Below are 19,113 nucleotides of genomic sequence, written 5' to 3'. Positions count from 1 at the left end.
GCCATAAATTTAGGCACCCCCCTCCGCTACGCGGAGAGGGGCCGGGGGTGAGGTCACTCCGTCCGCAACGCTTTCACCGGGTTCGCAACTGCTGCTTTTATAGCCTGGAAACTCACTGTGAGCAGGGCAATTGCCAGCGCGGCCAATCCTGCTACAGCAAATACCCACCAGGAAATATCAATACGATATGCAAAGTTTTGCAGCCACTTATTCATGCCCCACCAGGCAGCCGGGAAAGCAATAAGCGATGAAATCAATACCAGCTTTAAAAATTCTTTGGAAAGCATTTGGGTTACCTGAGTTACACTGGCGCCTAATACCTTCCTGATGCCTATTTCCTTTGTGCGTTGTTCTGCAGTATAGGTTGCCAGTCCAAATAAGCCAAGACAAGCCACAAAAATGGTGAGTATCGCAAAGATGTTCAGTATGGTACCTGTTTTTTGCTCTGCTGCATAAGCTTTGTTGAAATAATCATCCATGAAAGAAAAAGTAAACGGTTCTTCTGTATTGTAACTGTCCCATTTTGTTTTCATAGCAGCCAGCAGACCGGATATATCACTGTTGGTTACTTTAAAAATCAATCCGCCTTCGGGTTGCAGGGTCATATACAAAGGACTGATGGCTTCGTGAAGGGATTTGAAGTTGAAATTTTTTACAACACCAATGACATGAAAAGGAAAATTATCGCCTTTAGAGCTGTTCTGTCTTATCACTGTTTTATCAATAGCTGTTTCTGCATTCCATCCTAAAGCCTTTGCTGCAGTTTCGTTCAGAATAATGGCGCTGGAGTCGGTAGCGAAATCTTTCGAGAAGTTTCTTCCGCTGATCATTTGCATGCCCAGGGTTGGGATATATTGCTCATCTACATAATAGTTTACACCACTTACTATTAAATTGTCGTTGCCGGCCGGGTAGCCCAGTGCATTGTTGTAGTTGTTGGGCTCTGTAGGCTTATACCACGACATTGTTGCATTTAATACACGGGGATCCTGCTGCATTTGTTGCTTAAATACTTTTTCGTTTGCGCCTAAAGCCCATGAATTGGGAATAGTAATGACCTGATTTTTGTTGTATCCCAGGTCTTTGTTTTGTATATATTTCATTTGCTGGTACACCACTATGGTTCCTATGATCAAAGCCACTGAAATGAAGAATTGAAAAACAACCAGTCCACTCCGCAAGGCAAAGTTTTTATTATTGCCGGCAGGTTTTCCTTTTAATACAGCAATTGGTTTAAAAGAGGATAGGTAGAACGCGGGATAAATTCCGGCCGCCAATCCAACAATCAATCCCAGCATGATAAATGCCAATACAGGATTTAACCCGATGCTCAATTGCTTTCCGGAGATGTTGTTAAACCAGGGAAGCGCCAGTTGCAACAATACAAACGCAATGAGTAATGCAAAAAAGGTTATCAGCAGCGATTCGAATAAAAATTGCCTGATAAGTTGAAGTTTACCGGAACCTGCTACTTTCCGTATACCCACTTCTTTGGCTCTTTTGGATGCACCGGCAGTAGAGAGATTGATAAAATTGATGCAGGCTACAATGAGCATGAAAAGCGCAACACCGCCAAATATATATACGTATGTAGCATTTCCGCCCGGTTCAAATTCATTAGACGTATCAGAATGCAGGTGTATAGAAGTTAAAGGCTGGAGCACAAATCCCAGTTTATTTCCCTTAGTTCTGAATTGTTCGAGGCTTAAGCCCATCCCTTTTTGAATTTGCGGGCCCATATACTTGGCTACCATGTCCGGAAACCGTGCCTGCATTTTTTGCTGATCAGTACCAGGTTTCAGCAATAAATAGGTATGAAAGCCACCCCCCAGCCATGAATCGGAACCAGCATCTCTCCAGCCTTTCATCGAAGCAAATATATCGAAGTGGAAATGCGAATGGGCTGGTATATCTTCCATAACACCCGTTACTTTGTATAGCGTGGTATCATTATTGATCGCAAATGTTTTACCTATCACCTCCTGCTTCCCGAAATATTTTATTGCAGTTGACTTTGTTATCACAACTGAATAGGGGTTTGCCAAAGCGTTTTTTGCATCTCCTTCAATCATGGGTAAAGTAAAAATGCTGAAGAAGTTGGGGTCAGCAATGGCCACATGATCATCTTTAAAAGCTTTGTTCTCAAAGCTGATCCTGGGCGTACCGTAATTCAAAAGCCTCGTGGCATCTTTTACTTCGGGAAAATCCTTTTTCATGGTTGCTGCCACCGGGGCCATCACCACGCTTTCATTTATTTTTCCGCCATTTATGTCTGCCTGGAAAATTATTCTTGCAATATCACCGGCATTTTTGTGAAACCGGTCGTAGCTGAGTTCGCTTTGAACATACAACATGATAATGAAACAGGTAGCAATGCTAATAGACAAACCAAGTATGTTTATGAAAGAAAACAACTTGTTCCTGCGAAGGTTCCGCCACGCGGTTTTGAAATAATTTTTTATCATTTTCTGAACTATGATTTTTTTGATTAAATGATTTTATGATTGTTCCTGAACCATGATTAATCTATAATCAGATTAATCATGGTTCAGACAATTCTCTATTCCGCCCTCAAGCTCTTCACAGGATTTGACATCGCTACTTTTATTGCCTGGAAACTAATTGTCAGCAATGTGATTACTATTGCAACCAATGTTACTGCAACAAAAACTTCAACATTTATATTCGTTCTGTATTTATCATCATAATTTTTCAGCCACTCATTCATGCAATACCAGCCAACAGGAATTGCAATTGCACATGACAACAAAACAAGTATCAGGAAATCTTTTGAAAGCAATCGCCACAAATTAAACACGCTTGCACCAAGCACTTTTCTTACACCGATTTCTTTTACTCTTTGCTCTGCAGTAAATGATGCTAAACCAAAAAGCCCGAGGCATGAAATGAAAATGGCGAGCACTGCAATGATTGCTGCGAGATTACCAACGAGTTCTTCATAATTAAATTTCTTTGCGTATTCTTCATCTGCGAAATGATATTCAAACGGATAAGCGGGATTGTATTTATCAAAAATCGGTTTCATTAAAGCAAGTGACTTCGATGCAGACATAACCGGATTCAATCTAATGTCCAAATTGTTTACCCAATATTTATCGAATATTATTGTAAGTGGTGATATAGAACGATAAGGTGATTCTATTTGAATATCGGGTATCACTCCAATAATAGTCATAGGCCTGTCTCTCCATTTCAATACCTCACCTACAGGATGTTGTAGTCCCATCCGTTTTACTGCCGATTCATTTAAAATAACTGAATTGGAATCTGCAAAATCTCTTGAAAAATCCCTGCCTGCCAACATTTTTATGCCTAGTGTTTTTGTATAGTCGTAAGTGGTGGTGATTGTTGAGAACAATACGGCTTTTTCAACAGGCTGACTTCCTTTCCATTCCCAGCCATCATTATTGCTGTCAATTTCGGTAGGGGACGAATTGCTTTGGCATAAAGAAATAGCTGCACCTGAACTTAGCAATTCCTGTCGAAGCGCTTCAAAATGTTTGGCGATATCATCAGACCAATTCACCGTAATCAATCCTTTATTATTATAACCAATTGGCCTGTTTTTCCCATATTGTATTTGCTGATAAACGATAAGGGTACCAATCATTAATATTACCGAACATGCAAATTGAATCACCACTAATATTTTTCGCGGTAATGAACTTTTCTTTCCTGCATTTAAATTTCCTTTTAATATACGCACCGGGTTAAACGAAGAAAGATAAAAGGCAGGATAGCTCCCCGCGAGCAAACCTGTAACAAAAGTGAATAAAATCATGATTAACCAAAAAATTGGGTTAGATACCTGAAGGCTCATTTCTTTATCGGTGAGCTTGTTGAAATATGGCAAGGCAAGTGCAACCATACCAAGAGCTAACAGAAATGCAAAAGAAGCCATCAATAGCGATTCATTTAAAAATTGGTTAATGAGTTGTCTTCTGCCCGAACCCACTGCCTTACGAATACCAACTTCTTTGGCTCTTTTTTCCGAACGTGCGGTGCTTAGGTTCATGAAGTTGATACAGGCAATCAGCAAAACAATAAAACCCAATATGCCAAACATCCTTACGTATTTTATGAAACCGCCCACATTTTTACCGTTTTCAAAATCGCTGTGCAATCTCCATTTCGACATTGGATGAATAAACAATTCCGGTTTAATGTGCTTTAATATATTCTCATCTGTGAGATGAGAAATCACGACATTGCTGATTTTTGTTTTTACACTTGCGGGGTTAGCATCAGGATATAATTGTACAAATGTTTGCCATGAATTATTTCCCCAGTTTGTTTTGTGATGTTGCTTTATCCATGGATAAATACTTTCCTGCAATTGAAAAGGGATTAAATAATCAAAAGAGAGCGAACTGTTTTTAGGTTCCTTATCTACAACTGCTGTTACTTTCAAATCGGTTTGATTATCCAGCTTTACAGTTTTATCAATGGGATTTTCATTACCGAAAAGTATATTGGCTGTTTCTTTTGTTAATACAATTGAATATGGATCGTGCAATGGATTTTTGCTTCCGTCAATTATGTTTAAAGAAAACATCGAAACAGCATCTTCACTAATAAAATGCCCGAACTTGCTTATCTTTTTTTCACCATAAATCAACGATCTGTTTTGACCCCAATCGCACATTGCCACCGCTTTAAAATCAGGAAATTTATTTTTAAGTTCTTCACCTATTGGATAAGGCAAAGCTTGTTGAGAACCACGAACACCATCAAAGGTTTGGTTCATCATTAACCGGTAAATCGTATCGTAGTTTTTAAAATTTTTGTTGGCAGAAACTTCATCATATATCCATAATGCAACAATCATTGCTACAGCCATGCCTGTTGCTAATCCAAGAATATTAATAAAAGAATAAGTTTTATTCTTGATAATGTTTCGCCATGCGGTTTTGAAATAATTCCTGAACATGTTATATATCTTAATTTATACCGCTTATTTATCAGTTTGATTTATAAAATTTGCTGATTCGCATTCCTGTCTTTTTTAGTTTTTTTTTAGCTGATATTTTTATCGAAAAATTTTAATACCGTCCATATCATCCAGTCGTGCAACAACTCCCCATCCATAAAAATAATTGGCTAACCCAATCAGTATTTCATTTTCTCCTTCCTTAAGCGGCAGTTTGAAGCTGGTATTTTCTACCGTACATCTTCCGCCTGATTTCTGCTGCGGTGTTCCGAAATAGTTTTTATCAACATAAAGCATTTGCCCGTTTATAAAAACCCAAACCTCATCGCTAAAACCCAGCCTCAACGTCTTTTCCTGTACCTTATCAGATTGAATGGTAGTTTTGAGCCATGCCATTCTCCGGCTATCATTTTCTTTGTGCCCGTATATTCTGCTTAGGTTAACAATGCCACGACTTTCTGCCTGTATGGGCATCCATTGTGTGGTGCTGTCTGGCAGCTCCGAGGTATTCAGTTTTCCATACATACTGGGCAGCGGCATTATTATCTCTTTTCCAAACGGGAAATCTTTTGGAGCGTTTATCATCCAGCTTCTCAGGTAGCGGGTATCGTTGCACGTTGAGATGTATCCCGCTTCGGGGCCTAAACCTTCAGTAGCGTTTGGTTTAATCACTAAGTTGGCATACACAACATTTCCTGAGAGGGAAATACTGCCCGAATCACGCCGGCCTTCCAGCTCAGGAACGATGAGCGCGGGTTTGTTCATGTCATTTACATAGGCCTTCATTTGTTTACCTGAGATAACCAGCTTTATATGGTTCCATTTATTTTGATAAACAGCAGCTCCTGCCTGGTATTCATCCGATAAATCCCAGATGCTCATGCCATCTATTAAGGCAGCATATTGCAATGTGTTTCTGGCTTCGGGCTGAACAGGCCCGAAGGAACGGATATAAAAATTTTCCCCATTTTTACGATCTTCAGACATGCGGAAATTGATGCCCGGAAAACCCATACCGCTTAGCTCCACATCAAACTCAATAGTGCCCTCTGAAAAAATTTCATTTTTGAGAAACACCTGGAACCCCTTCCCATCTTTACCTTTTATAACGTTTGTATTTTTATAAGTAACAAATTCTGTAACAGACGTATCAAATTCCCAATAGGCGGGCGTCATTGGAATTTTTATTTCTGTGCCTGCTATTTCTTTTTTTGCTTTAGTTCTTTGCGCAGCACAGCAAACCGTAAGCGAAAAAAATACTATGAATAAAACTGACTGTTTCATATTACCTGTTGCTTTAAGCATTTAGACAATTATTCTGTTCTCAAACTTTTTACTCCGATATGCATCGTAGTCTTCGCATTACTTCGTTATTCACTTCGCAATGCTGCGACAGGGTTTGCTACTGCAGCTTTTATTGCCTGGAAGCTAATCGTAAACAAAGCAATGGAAAGCGCCAGCACACCTGCAATGCCAAATATCCACCACGATATGTTAATGCGGTAGGCAAAGTCCTGTAACCAATTGTGCATGGCCCACCAGGCCAGCGGCGCAGCAATACAAAACGCTATGGTTACTAATTTTAAAAAATCTTTCGAAAGCATAGTAACTACATTGCCAACAGAAGCGCCCAGCACTTTTCGTATACCAATTTCTTTGGTGCGTTGTTCGGCCATATAGGTGGCTAATCCAAACAATCCCAAACAGGCGATAAGAATAGCCAGTACAGAAAAGGTTATAGCGATTTTTGCTACCCTTTGCTCCGAGCGGTATACGTTGTTAAATGCTGCATCTAAAAATTGATAGCTGAAAGGCATTTCAGGAGCATAGGTTTTCCATTTCTTTTCCGCATATTTTAGGATTGCCGGGGCATTGGCCGCATTCATTTTAAAAGAAACGAATCCGGTGCTTCTACCCAAAAACAAACCTACCATGCCAATATCTCTTTTCAGGGATTCGAAATGAAAATTTTTAACTACACCGATAATGGTGTACGATGCAGCGGAGCCGGGGCCCATGCCCGATTTGTAAATATGTTGTCCTACAGGATCAGTGTAACCCAAAGTTTTTGCTGTAGCTTCATTGAGAATAACCGCGTTGGAATCTGTTCCAAAATCGCGGGAGAAATTCCTCCCTTTAATAAGTTCTATGCCTAATGTTTTCAGGTAATCATAATCCACGACCCATTCCTGCATGCTAAACCCGTTTTTTGCATCAATGACCTGTTCTCCTGAAAAAATATTATCGCTTCTCGAAGAGGGTATGGGTAAATAGCTGCTGATGGTTCCGCTGACTACGCCGGGTTGCTGCAGCATATCCTGCTTAAACGCTTCCAGCTTATTTTGTAAAGCGTACCCGTTTTCAATGAGCAGTAGCTGGTCTTTATTGTAGCCCAGGTTTTTGGTTTGTATATAATGCAACTGCCTGTAAATAATAATGGTGCCTGCAATGAGCACAATAGAAGTGGCGAACTGGAATATTACCAGTGCACTTCGGAGACTTCCGTTGCTTCGGCCCGAACTTAACCTGCCTTTTAATACTTCTATAGGCCTAAATGAAGAAAGGAAGAACGCAGGGTAGCTACCGGCCAAAAGTCCTACCGCAAATGGCAATAGCACCAAAACAGGAATGATGGCGGGTGTGAAAATGTGGAGCGCACTCATGGTTTTCCCGGAAATACTGTTGAACAAAGGCATAATGGCAAAAGCAAGTAATATGGCCAGTATGCAGGAGATGAAAGCAGTTAAGATGGATTCACTAAGGAATTGCGTTATTAAATTTTTGCGTTCGGTACCCAATACTTTGCGAACGCCCACTTCTTTAGCCCTGTTGGCCGAACGTGCAGTAGTGAGGTTCATGAAATTGATGCAGGCGATCAGCAAAATAAAAATAGCCACCGCCGAAAAAATATATACGTATTGTATGTTGCCGCCGGGACTCAGCTCAAAAGGCCGGTTAGAATACAAATGAATACCGGTAAGCGGGGTTAATGAATATTCCAGCTTATTGCCCGATTGCTGAAACTCATCCATACTGGTGATCTGCAAATATGCTTTTGCCTCAGGAAGCACATATTGGTCTGTATATTGATCAAAATTCTTTTTAAAAGCTTCCGGGGTTATACCGGGTTTCAGCAAAAGATAGGTATGGAAATTATGGCTCCCGTACTGTCCCCACTGGTAATTCACATTTTTCATAGAGAAAATAAAATCGAAATTGAAATGCGAATTAGAGGGAATATCTTTTATAACCGCCGTTACTTTGTACAATGTTTTACCATTGTCATCGGTTTCAATAATTTTTCCAATAGCGTTATTAACGTTGCCAAAATATTTTCGGGCGGTCGTTTCCGTTATTACCACTGTATTGGGTTCATAGAGCGCTGTGTGCGCATTGCCTGCAATTGCGGGTAAACTAAATACATCAAAAAAAGTTGAATCTGCATGCGCCACGCGGGTTTCTGTAATAAACTGTGTTCCTTTTTTTAACAGTTTGCTTCCATTGGAATTATAAATGCGTGTATATTGCTCAACCTGGGGATAGTCCTTTTTCAGCGTCTGCCCCATCATGTCGGAAGTGAACGGATACTTTGTTTCGGCTCCGCCAAAACGGATATCGGAACTGATGCGGTAAATGCGATCGGAATTTTTGTAAAATCGGTCGTAGCTCAGTTCATCCAGCACATATAAGGCAATAAGGATAAAGCAGCATAGCCCGGTAGCGAGTCCAATAATGTTGATCAGGGAGAAGGTTTTATTTCTCCATAAATTTCTTAGTGCTACTTTTAAATAATTTCTGATCATTACAATACAGTTTAATGTTATTGTTGTTGCCGGCGGTTTGTTTCTCCTGTTGTACGATCAGAAATGAAATCATGGGGATTGGACTGGAAGACAGTATGTTTTATTTACCAGATCATGGATATAACAGGCAGCCAGGGTATATCTTTTATATCTGTTGTGGTTTCAATAATGCCGGTCTTTGCATTGCTTTCGCATTGATGTGATTGCTTAGCAGGTATGCATTTTGTACCTGCCGATACATTTTTGGCAATAGCGATTACCAATGCCAGCAGTGTAAGCAGCATGGTAATGCGCTGTACTTTGGTTTGATATTGCTGTGTCATAACTGATTTTAAATTTTAAATTTCAAATCTCAAATTACACGAGTATATTTTCTGTAACCGTTTGTCCGTCTAACATGCGAATGATCCGATGGCTGTACCTTGAATCGTGCTCGGAGTGTGTTACCATAATAATGGTGGTGCCCTGTTCATTCAGATCGGTAAGCATTTGCATTACTTCATTGCCATTGCTTGAGTCGAGGTTACCCGTAGGCTCATCCGCAAGAATAAGCTTGGGATTATTGACTACTGCCCTTGCTACGGCTACGCGTTGCTGTTGCCCACCGGATAATTGCTGGGGATAGTGGTTGCGCCTGTGCATGATCTGTACCTTATCCAAAACTGCTTCCACTCTTTTTTTGCGGTCGGCGGCTTTTACACCGGTATATATTAATGGCAACTCCACATTTTCAAAAACGGTGAGCTCATCAATAAGGTTAAAGCTTTGAAATACGAAACCAATATTATGCTTGCGCAGGTCGGCGCGTTTGCGTTCATTAAAATGCGCTACCTCAATACCATTGAATAAAAAGCTGCCTGCATCAGGATCATCCAGCATCCCCAGGATATTTAACAGGGTTGATTTTCCGCAGCCCGAAGGGCCCATTACCGCCACAAACTCGCCTTCTTTTACTTCAAATGAAAGTTTATTCAGCGCAACCGTTTCTACTTCTTCTGTGCGGTATATTTTTTCTAATTCGGAGATTTTGATCATGGATGATATATTTTATTAAGAATGATAATACGTTTATATGCATAAATTGTTACACTGTTGCTTTCAGTAATCGGCAGTCAGCAATCAGCTTTTGGCCACTTGGTATTTTAAGTTAACTTCATATTTGTTGTTAACCTAAAATGCATTGCAGAATGAGAAACTTCCGAAATCTTTCTGTCTGGCCTAAAGGGCATTCGCTTACTTTGAAAATCTACTCGCTTACAAAGTCATATCCTAAAGACGAAATTTTTGGACTTGCGTCTCAAATGCGCCGTTGCGCTTATTCCATACCTTCAAATATAGCTGAAGGATGCGGGCGCAGCAGTACTCCTGATTTCAAACGATTTCTGGTCATTGCTGCCGGTTCATCTTCGGAGCTGGAATACCAGCTTTTCTTATCAAAAGATCTGGGTTACCTCTCCGAAATTGTATTTAAAGAGCTTGAATTTGAAACAATCGGAATAAAAAGAATGATCTATTCACTCATAAAGAAACTTGATGCTGATGGCTGATCGCCGAAAGCCGATAGCTATCAGCTACTTCAACACCAGTTCCTGCATGGTTCCATAATTTTCATAGCTGCTGGTTACTACTTTATCGCCCGGTTGTAATCCCTGCAACACTTCATAGTAATCCTGGTTTTGATTGCCCAACTGTATATCTACTTTATACGCTTTTTTGCCATCTGCAGATACTTTAAATACCCAGTTGCCGCCGGTTTGCTGGTAAAAGCCGCCACGTGCCAGCAGTAAAGATTTTCTTTCATCGCTTAATGCCAGCAGGGTTTGCAGGGTTTGACCGCGCCTTATGCCTTTGGGCACTTTATCCACAAATTCCATATCTACCTGGAAGCGGCCGTTGGTTACCTGCGTAAACACTTTTTTAATTTCCAACTGGTAGGTAGTGTCTGCAAAGGTGAAACGTCCTCTCTGACCCGGGTATATTCTTGAAATATAATGTTCATCAACATCCACACGCACTTTAAAACCGCTCAGCACATCTATCTGCCCCAATCTTTCTCCCTTGTTTTTATTCTGCCCAATCTCCGCGTCTAATGAAGTAAGCTGCCCGTCAACCGGTGCACGCACAATAAGATCGCCAACTTTTTTTTGCATGATATTGAGCGCCTGTTGCGAACCGGCATAGGATTGTTTATCCTGGGTTGCCTGTTGTAAACGCGATAAAGAGTCACGGTATAATATCTGTTTTGTTAATTTTTCTTTTTGCATGTAATAATTGTAACTGATCTTCGATTGTTCAAACTCCTGTGAGCCGATAACTTTTTGTTCAAAAAGCTTTTTATTTAAATTGTATAGCCTTTCAGCTTCTTTCAACTGGCTTTCTACATCGGCCATCTGGTTCAGCTTACTCACCGTATTTTGCTGTGCCGCATTATTGTTGATCTGCATTTGCGTTAGTGTATTGTAAACGGTATTCTGCTGACTCATCAGGTTCATTAAAAGGTCGGTATTGGAAAGCCGTAAAATGGGTTCTCCCTTTTTCATAATGGCGCCGTCTTCCACATATTTTTCTTCTACCCGTCCGCCTTCCTGCGCGTCAAGATAAATACTCGTTACCGGAAGCACCACACCATTTACAGGAATGGTTTCCTGGAAAATTCCTTCTTTTACTTCGCTTATGGTAATCCTTTCCGTGTCTACATTTAATTTTGAATTACCGGAAGTAGAATAATAACTCGCGGCAATCAATCCAACGATACCTGCTATACCGGCTATAGTTAGTATCCGTTTTGTACTCCATTTCTTTTTTGCAATAGCTCTGTCCATTCTATTTATTTTTTCAGGCAATTTTACCGGCTTTTTTAAAAGCCTCCCGACTTTAAAACCGGGAGACAAAAAAATCAGCACATGAGAAAACATTAATGTTATAAGTGAATGTTGTGCCAGAATACAAGTGTATTGATTATCAATAATTTGTAACCTATTATTTTGTTTCTTCGTACGTTAGCGATACAACAGGTGTTCGTTTTTGATACAGCTATTTTATTCCCGGCAATATAAAACATGATAGATGCAATGCGGCATGAAGACATTTAGAGAGCCCTATCACCTGCAACCAGCTTAGCCAACTACAAAGGAAATTGATATCATATAGGAATGCCCCATCACTTCCAGTCAGCTTTAGTTGACTGCCTTAAAAGTGATACTATGTGGCTTTAGCCACATTAATTTCATTAAATTGTATTCTAAAAACACCGCTTATGAGTTGGGTTAGAATTTGGGTCCATCTTGTTTTTTCTACCAAAAACAGAGCACCCTTCCTGCATGCAGCAATCAGACAAAAAGTATTTCAACACATTAAACAAAATGCAGAGAAAAAGGACATTTATCTTGATTCCGTTAATGGCTGGTCAGACCATGCTCATTGCCTGATCTCATTAAATAAAAACCTGAGCATGAGCAAGACAGCTCAACTTATAAAAGGCGAATCATCTATATGGATCAATCAAAATAAATTAACTTTAGACAAATTTATCTGGCAGGACGATTATTGGGCAGTGAGTGTAAGTGAAAGACATGTGCAAGCAGTAAGAAATTACATATTCAACCAGGAAGTGCATCATCAGAAAGCATCTTTTGTTGACGAGATAGAAGAATTTATGAATAAGTATGGCTGGCAATATATTCAGCCTAAATAAAGCATGTTTTCTAACTGGAAACAGATGGGGCTAAAGCCCAATTCAAAATATTGTTTTTTTTCAGTTGGCTAAAACCAAACTGCAATGAAGAATGAAGATATTTGGAGATGATTCAACACTTGCGACCAGGTTAGCCAACTACAAAGGAAATTGATATCATATAGGAAAGCCCCATCACTTCCAGTCAGCTTTAGCTGACTGCCTTAAAAGTGATACTGTGTGGCTTTAGCCACATCCCTTCATAAGCAAAATGGTACTAAAGCCCTGTTGCAAAATATAGTTTATTTTCAATTGGTTTCATCCAAAATGCAATAAAGAAAGAGCACATTTAAAAGCCATTACCTGCAATCAACTATAGCTGGCTGTACCTATCCTAAAAAGAGAAATCAATTGACTATTGTTTATTACCCGGATATATCAGAATGCCCGGAATTTTCCATTAACATTAATTAACGTTCACTTATTTACAAGTGGTGAATGTTTCAACTTCAAATTGTATTAGTTTCGCAGCCGATGAGAAACTTATATTTATATATTATTGTCTTCTCCGGCTTGTTTGCCTGTTCTGCAAAAAAAGAAAAAGCCGCAACCCAACCCAAAGAGAGAAGCCGCATTGTTATTGCTGATGCATTTATTGTAAAAACCATTCCCTTAAGCGAAAATATTGAAGTGGCCGGCTCATTGTTGCCTGCAGAAGGAACGGATATCCGCCCGGAAATTACCGGCAGACTGGTAAGCATTAATTTTAAGGAGGGCAGCTTCGTGAGAAAAGGTACATTATTAGCCAAATTGTTTGATGATGATCTGCAGGCCCAGTTAAAGAAGCTTGAGGTTCAATTGGCGATCAATCAAAAAACCGTAGAGCGTTATAAAGAATTGTTAAAAATACAGGGCATCAGTCAGCAGGATGTTGACCTGAGTGAACTCCAGGTAAATAATAATAAGGCGGATATTGAATTAGTGAAAGTAAGTATTGCTAAAACCGAGATCAGGGCCCCTTTTGACGGACGGATCGGGTTAAGGAATATCAGCCTTGGCGCCTATGTTTCCCCGGCAGATGTAATTGCTACCATACGGCAGGTAGATCAACTGAAATTAGATTTTACCGTACCTGAAAAATATAGCGCTAATTTTGTACCGGGTAAAAAGATCAACTTTAGTGTTGATGGCGTAAGTACAAAATTTGAAGCTACTGTAATAGCAACGGAATATTTTATTGATGCCAATACCCGCAGTTTAAATATCAAAGCATTGGTAAAGGGAAAACACGCATCCCTGTTACCCGGGGCTTTTGCAAAAGTTGCCCTTAACCTTGCTAGAGATAATAACGCTATTATTATACCTACCCAGTCCGTAATTCCGCTCAGCCATGGCAAACAGGTTATTGTATATAAGAACGGAGCGCCGCAGTTTTTACCCGTTACCACCGGCATAAGAGATTCGGTATATGTGCAGGTAACCAGTGGAGTAAATATTGGAGATACCGTGTTGATGTCGGGGTTAATGGCAATACAACCTAATTCTCAAATACAACTCAGCAAAATACAATAATGAATATTTCTGAAACAAGTCTGAGGCGCCCGGTGTTAGCAACCGTTGCAAGCATTCTGATTATTGTGTTTGGTGTAATTGGTTTTACTTTCCTTGGTGTAAGAGATTACCCCGCTATTGATCCGCCCATTATTAATGTACGTACCAATTATTCCGGTGCTAATGCCGATATTATAGAATCGCAGATCACGGAACCCATAGAAAAATCTATTAATGGTATTGCTGGTATTAAAAACATGACCTCTTCCAGCAGCCAGGGCATGAGCAATATTACCATCGAGTTTGAACTGGGTGTTGACCTGGAGGCGGCCGCCAATGATGTAAGAGATAAAACCTCCCAGGCGCAGCGCCGTCTTCCCCAGGATCTTGACGCTCCTTCTGTAGTTTCCAAGGCGGATGCCAGTTCCAGTTCCATTATATCAATGACGGTGCAAAGCAATACCCGTAACCCATTACAGATTACGGAATATGCAACCAATGTACTGCAGGAAAGACTGCAAACCATTCCGGGAGTAAGCAGCCTGCAAATATGGGGTGAAAAAAAATATGCTATGCGCATCTGGTTCGAGCCTTCACGGCTCAATGCATACGGGCTTACTTTCCAGGATGTGCAGGAAGCGCTTTTAAAGGAGAACGTGGAACTGCCTTCAGGAAAAATTGCAGGCTATAATACAGAACTTACGGTACGAACCTTCGGTCGTTTATCTACTGAGGAGGAGTTTAATAATATCATCATAAAGAATTTCGGCGGCAGTATTATACGGTTAAAAGATATAGGAGAAGCGGTATTGGGCCCCGAAAATGAAGAAACCATATTAAAGCTCAATGGTGTGCCTATGATTGCGCTTGCCATTGTACCGCTGCCGGGAGCTAATTATATTTCTATTGCCGATGAGTTTTACAAACGGTATGAGCAATTAAAAAAAGAAGTACCCGAAGATATTAAACTTGATATTGTTCTGGATGACAGTGTATTTATTCAGCGCTCCATATCCGAGGTGGAGGAAACGCTTATTATAGCTATAACGCTCGTTATCCTGATCATCTATTTCTTCTTCCGCGACTGGCTGATGGCGTTGCGTCCATTAATAGATATTCCCGTTTCATTAATAGCCGCATTCTTTATTATGTATCTCTGCGGGTTTACCATCAATGTATTAAGCCTGCTGGCTATTGTGCTGGCAACGGGGCTGGTAGTGGATGATGGTATTGTGGTAACGGAGAATATTTATAAAAAGATGGAGCAGGGGATGAATAAATGGCAGGCCGCAAAGGAGGGGTCCAAAGAAATTTATTTTGCCGTTATTTCCACATCCATTACACTCGCCGTTATCTTTTTGCCCATCATTTTTTTACAGGGTTTTGTGGGCCGCCTTTTCCGTGAGTTTGGAATTGTAGTAGCAGGAGCTGTGCTGGTATCGGCTTTTGTATCGCTAACGCTAACCGCGGTACTCAATGTAAAGCTTGCACGCAAAAAGCATACACACGGATGGTTTTACAGGGTAACCGAACCCTTTTTCAGTGGTATGGAAAACGGGTATCACCGTTTGCTGGGACTGTTTATGAAAGTAAAATGGCTGGCGGTGATCATTATATTGGTCTGCGGAGGGGTGATATGGCTGATAGGCGGCAGCCTGAAATCTGAATTAGCGCCTATGGAAGACCGTAGCCAGTTTCGCATGTCGGTAACCATGCCCGAAGGCTCCTCTTTTGATTATACCGACCGCTATATTGATAAGCTCACCAATTTTGTGCTGGACTCTGTTCCGGAATCTAAATCGGTATTAACGGTAACCGCACCGGGATTTTCCGGCTCTGGTTCGGTAAACACCGGTTTTTTGAGAGTAACACTGGTTGATCCGGCTGAACGCACACGGTCGCAGCAGGACATTGTAGACATGGTAAACAGGAATCTTCCAAAATTTACAGAAGGTAAAGCATTTCCAACCCAGGAGCAAACCATTTCGGTTAGCCGAAGGGGTGGCCTGCCGGTTCAGTTTGTTGTACAAAATAATAATTTTGAAAAGCTTACAGAAATCCTCCCCAAATTCATGGAGGAAGCGAATAAAAACCCGGCCTTCCAGGGAGTGGATATTGATCTCAAATTCAATAAGCCCGAACTTTCGGTTACGGTTGACCGTTTGAAGGCCAGTGCGCTTGGCGTTAGTGTTGATGCTATTTCTGAAGCGCTGCAGTTGGCTTACAGCAACCGGCGCCTGGGTTATTTTACAAAAGAAGGAAAACAATATGAAGTAATAGGGCAGGTGCCAAGGGTTGACAGGAACAAACCCACTGATTTGAAAAATATTTACCTGCGCAATCAACGGGGTGAAAGTATTTCGTTAGACAACCTGGTAAGCGTTAAGGAAAGCACTACACCGCCTACTATCTATCACTTTAACCGTTATAAATCGGCTACTATTTCGGCGGGGCTGGCTCCGGGCATAGCCCTTGGCGATGGCATTAAAGCCATGCAGGACATAGCCGATAAAATGTTAGACGATACGTTTGCTACTTCACTTGCCGGCTCTTCACGCGATTTTGCTGAAAGCTCCGGCAATACCATGTTTGCCTTTGTGCTGGCGCTGGCTTTAATATTTTTAGTGCTGGCAGCACAGTTCGAAAGTTTTATTGACCCTTTCATCATTATGTTCACTGTGCCGTTGGCTATTGCCGGCGCTGTATTATCACTATGGTTATTTGATCAAACCTTAAATATATTTTCGCAGATTGGTATGATCATGCTGATCGGGCTGGTAACCAAGAATGGTATTCTTATTGTGGAATTCGCTAACCAGAAGCAAAGATCAGGCATTCCAAAAGGTCAGGCGGTTATTGAAGCTGCCGTGGCCAGGTTAAGACCGATCTTAATGACCAGCCTTGCCATGTCTTTGGGCGCTTTGCCCATTGCTTTATCATTTGGCGCGGCTGCTACCAGTCGTATTCCTCTGGGTATAGTAATTGTTGGTGGTATTATATTTTCACTGATTTTAACCCTGTTTGTAATTCCTGCCATGTATAGTTTTCTTTCGGCAAGAAAACACGAAAGTCATATTGACGAATATTTTTCAGAAGAAAAAAGAGCCTGACCTGTTATGGAGTGGAAAAAAATAATCAGCATCGTTACAATAGTATGTGGTTTTAATTTTTCGGTACAGGCGCAGCAAATGATTACGCTGCAGGAAGCTATAGCCGCCGGACTGCATAGTAATTATGACATATTATTATTAAGCAATGATTCTGTAGCTGCGGCTACGGATCAACGTTATGTTTATGGTGCTTTTTTGCCCAATATAAACGCAACTGCAGGTACCCTGTGGTCTACTTCGGCACAAAAACAAAAATTTGATACAAGGGACGATGTTGAAGGCTCGGGCATTAAAACAGGTAATATTAATGCTGCTGTTAATTTAAACTGGACCTTATTTGACGGGTTAAAAATGTTCGCCACCAAACAAAGGATTGACGAATTATATAACCTGGGAAGAATTAACCTCAAAGCGCAGGTAGTGAACACTACCGCGGAGATCATTAATAACTATTACCTTATTGTGCGGCAGAAACAACTGCTGAAGGCTATCGAGGAGCAAATGTCCATTAATGAAGAAAGGGTGAAATTGGCCGACAGGAAATTATCAGTGGGGCTGGGCACAAAACCGGAACTGCTACAGGCCAAGGTAGATCTGAATGCACAGAAAGCTGCTCACCTGGAGCAGCAAACAACCATGATCCAGTTAAGAGACCAGTTAAACCAGTTAACCGGCATGCAATTGCCGGCAGTATATGAAGTGGCTGATTCCATTCCGCTGGAACTGGACATGAATATATCTGATATTCAAAACCAGATCGAAACTTCTAACCCGACTATTTTACAGGCATTAAAAGGTGCGGATATTGCAAAAATTTCATTGAAAGAAGCTAAGGCTTCACGCTGGCCTACTGTTTCCTTTGTATCTGCGTATAACTTTACCCGTAATCAGAACCAGAATAATATTAATCCCTTTTCTTCTACATACAGCCGTAATAAAGGATACAATTTTGGCTTTACCGCTGCCATCCCTATACTCAATAATTTAAGCGTTAACAGGAATATACGGCAGGCGCAGTTAGATGTGGAATACCAGGATATTGCAGTATCCAAACAAATGAGCCTGGTAAATGTTTGGATTAAAGTGGCATTTAACAGTTATCAATACCAGATCAATGCATTGAGGCTGGAAGAAGAGAATATTGAGCTGGCGAAGGAAAACGTAATGATCGCACTGGAACGTTTTCGCCAGGGTGTATCTACTTTTTTAGAATTAAGAGAAGCGCAAAAAAGCTTAGAAGAAGCCTACGACCGCCTGATAGCGGCAAGATACAATACCAAGCTTTCTGAAACGGAATTGCTGCGTTTGAAAGGAGAAATTATAAGATAATTTGAAATTTAAGGTTTATGATTTGAAATTCATACTACAGGGCTTTCAGCATTCAGAGCCTTCTCTGCATTTCAAATATCAAATCTTAGATCCTCACCATATTTCTTTAAAATCAATTAGCGCCTTACAATCTTCGAAGTCAAAATCGTGTTTAATATCTTTCCCTTTAGCGGAAAGCGTATATGCACCATTCTGTAAGGTATATACTTCCACTTCTTCGGTATCCGGCGCTATAATAATAAAGTAGGGTATGCCCTGTGATTCATAAATACCGTATTTGGTATGACGGTCTTTTAACGCCGTGGAGGGAGAAAGGATTTCAGCCACCAGGGCAGGCGGGAAATCCAAATAATTTTTAGTGATAGTACCACATACCACCAGCATATCAGGCTGTAAAATGGTGTCATCGGCTACATGGTAATCTACGGGCTGATAACCACTGCATTTATCACATTTTTTCAACTGTAATCTTAATTCTGCCCCCAGGTTATTAGCAAGCCGCTGATGCTTTGGAACAGGAGATGGGCTCATGGCATAGGGTATACCATCAATCAATTCCCACTGACCTTCCCATTGTACATAATCGGCATAGGTGTAATGTGGCAATATTTTTACTGATGAACTCATAATAAGAATGAGGTTAAAGATACATTATTTGGCTTAGTCCTGTTAGATTTGCTGCGCTGCCTTCCGCCC

13 protein-coding genes are annotated in these 19,113 nt (G+C 40.7%); 5 read left to right on the top strand and 8 right to left on the bottom strand.

Annotated features, from left to right (window positions below):
• Positions 1–53: 53 nt before the first annotated feature.
• The 6 genes from FRX45_RS10560 to FRX45_RS10535 form a co-directional block, all read right to left on the bottom strand.
• Entirely contained in the window at positions 54–2,465 is a 2,412-nt protein-coding gene (locus FRX45_RS10560; protein WP_152268391.1) for an ABC transporter permease, read from the bottom strand.
• A gap of 95 nt (positions 2,466–2,560) precedes the next feature.
• A complete protein-coding gene (locus FRX45_RS10555; protein WP_152268390.1) occupies positions 2,561–4,951 on the bottom strand; it encodes an ABC transporter permease in 2,391 nt (796 codons plus the stop codon).
• A 99-nt stretch (positions 4,952–5,050) separates the two neighbouring features.
• Positions 5,051–6,235, bottom strand: a complete 1,185-nt coding sequence (locus FRX45_RS10550) for a hypothetical protein (protein ID WP_226805235.1) — start codon at positions 6,233–6,235, stop codon at positions 5,051–5,053.
• Between the two features lie 86 nt (positions 6,236–6,321).
• Positions 6,322–8,754, bottom strand: a complete 2,433-nt coding sequence (locus tag FRX45_RS10545; RefSeq protein ID WP_152268389.1) for an ABC transporter permease — start codon at positions 8,752–8,754, stop codon at positions 6,322–6,324.
• A 104-nt stretch (positions 8,755–8,858) separates the two neighbouring features.
• On the bottom strand, positions 8,859–9,077 hold the full coding sequence (locus FRX45_RS10540) for a hypothetical protein (RefSeq protein WP_152268388.1): 219 nt from the start codon (positions 9,075–9,077) through the stop codon (positions 8,859–8,861).
• Positions 9,078–9,111: 34 nt separating this feature from the next.
• On the bottom strand, positions 9,112–9,789 hold the full coding sequence (locus FRX45_RS10535) for an ABC transporter ATP-binding protein (protein ID WP_152268387.1): 678 nt from the start codon (positions 9,787–9,789) through the stop codon (positions 9,112–9,114).
• A gap of 152 nt (positions 9,790–9,941) precedes the next feature.
• Between FRX45_RS10535 and FRX45_RS10530 the strand changes: the two genes are divergently transcribed.
• Positions 9,942–10,301 carry a four helix bundle protein gene (locus FRX45_RS10530; protein ID WP_152268386.1) on the top strand — a complete coding sequence of 120 codons (360 nt, stop codon included), beginning with the start codon at positions 9,942–9,944 and terminating at the stop codon, positions 10,299–10,301.
• A gap of 24 nt (positions 10,302–10,325) precedes the next feature.
• Here the strand turns inward: FRX45_RS10530 and FRX45_RS10525 are convergent, their stop codons facing one another.
• The gene (locus FRX45_RS10525; protein WP_152268385.1) at positions 10,326–11,576 is read right to left on the bottom strand and encodes an efflux RND transporter periplasmic adaptor subunit; all 1,251 of its coding nucleotides are present in this window, start codon (positions 11,574–11,576) and stop codon (positions 10,326–10,328) included.
• A 434-nt stretch (positions 11,577–12,010) separates the two neighbouring features.
• Here FRX45_RS10525 and tnpA point away from each other — a divergent pair, with 434 nt between their 5' ends.
• From tnpA to FRX45_RS10505, 4 genes are all read left to right on the top strand, one after another.
• Positions 12,011–12,448, top strand: a complete 438-nt coding sequence (tnpA, locus tag FRX45_RS10520; protein WP_152268384.1) for an IS200/IS605 family transposase — start codon at positions 12,011–12,013, stop codon at positions 12,446–12,448.
• 513 nt (positions 12,449–12,961) lie between these two features.
• Positions 12,962–13,999, top strand: a complete 1,038-nt coding sequence (locus FRX45_RS10515; protein WP_152268383.1) for an efflux RND transporter periplasmic adaptor subunit — start codon at positions 12,962–12,964, stop codon at positions 13,997–13,999.
• Entirely contained in the window at positions 13,999–17,088 is a 3,090-nt protein-coding gene (locus FRX45_RS10510) for an efflux RND transporter permease subunit (protein ID WP_152268382.1), read from the top strand. Before FRX45_RS10515 ends, FRX45_RS10510 begins: the two co-directional genes overlap by 1 nt.
• Before the next feature lie 6 nt (positions 17,089–17,094).
• Positions 17,095–18,417, top strand: coding sequence for a TolC family protein (locus FRX45_RS10505; RefSeq protein ID WP_152268381.1), 1,323 nt, complete (start codon positions 17,095–17,097; stop codon positions 18,415–18,417).
• Between the two features lie 93 nt (positions 18,418–18,510).
• Here FRX45_RS10505 and FRX45_RS10500 read toward each other — a convergent pair whose 3' ends face one another.
• Entirely contained in the window at positions 18,511–19,044 is a 534-nt protein-coding gene (locus FRX45_RS10500) for a Uma2 family endonuclease (RefSeq protein ID WP_152268380.1), read from the bottom strand.
• Between the last annotated feature and the right edge of the window lie 69 nt (positions 19,045–19,113).

Source organism: Agriterribacter humi, from assembly GCF_009192765.1.
In the GTDB taxonomy this organism is placed as follows: domain Bacteria; phylum Bacteroidota; class Bacteroidia; order Chitinophagales; family Chitinophagaceae; genus Agriterribacter; species Agriterribacter humi.
This window is presented reverse-complemented; position numbering and strand designations above follow the sequence as displayed.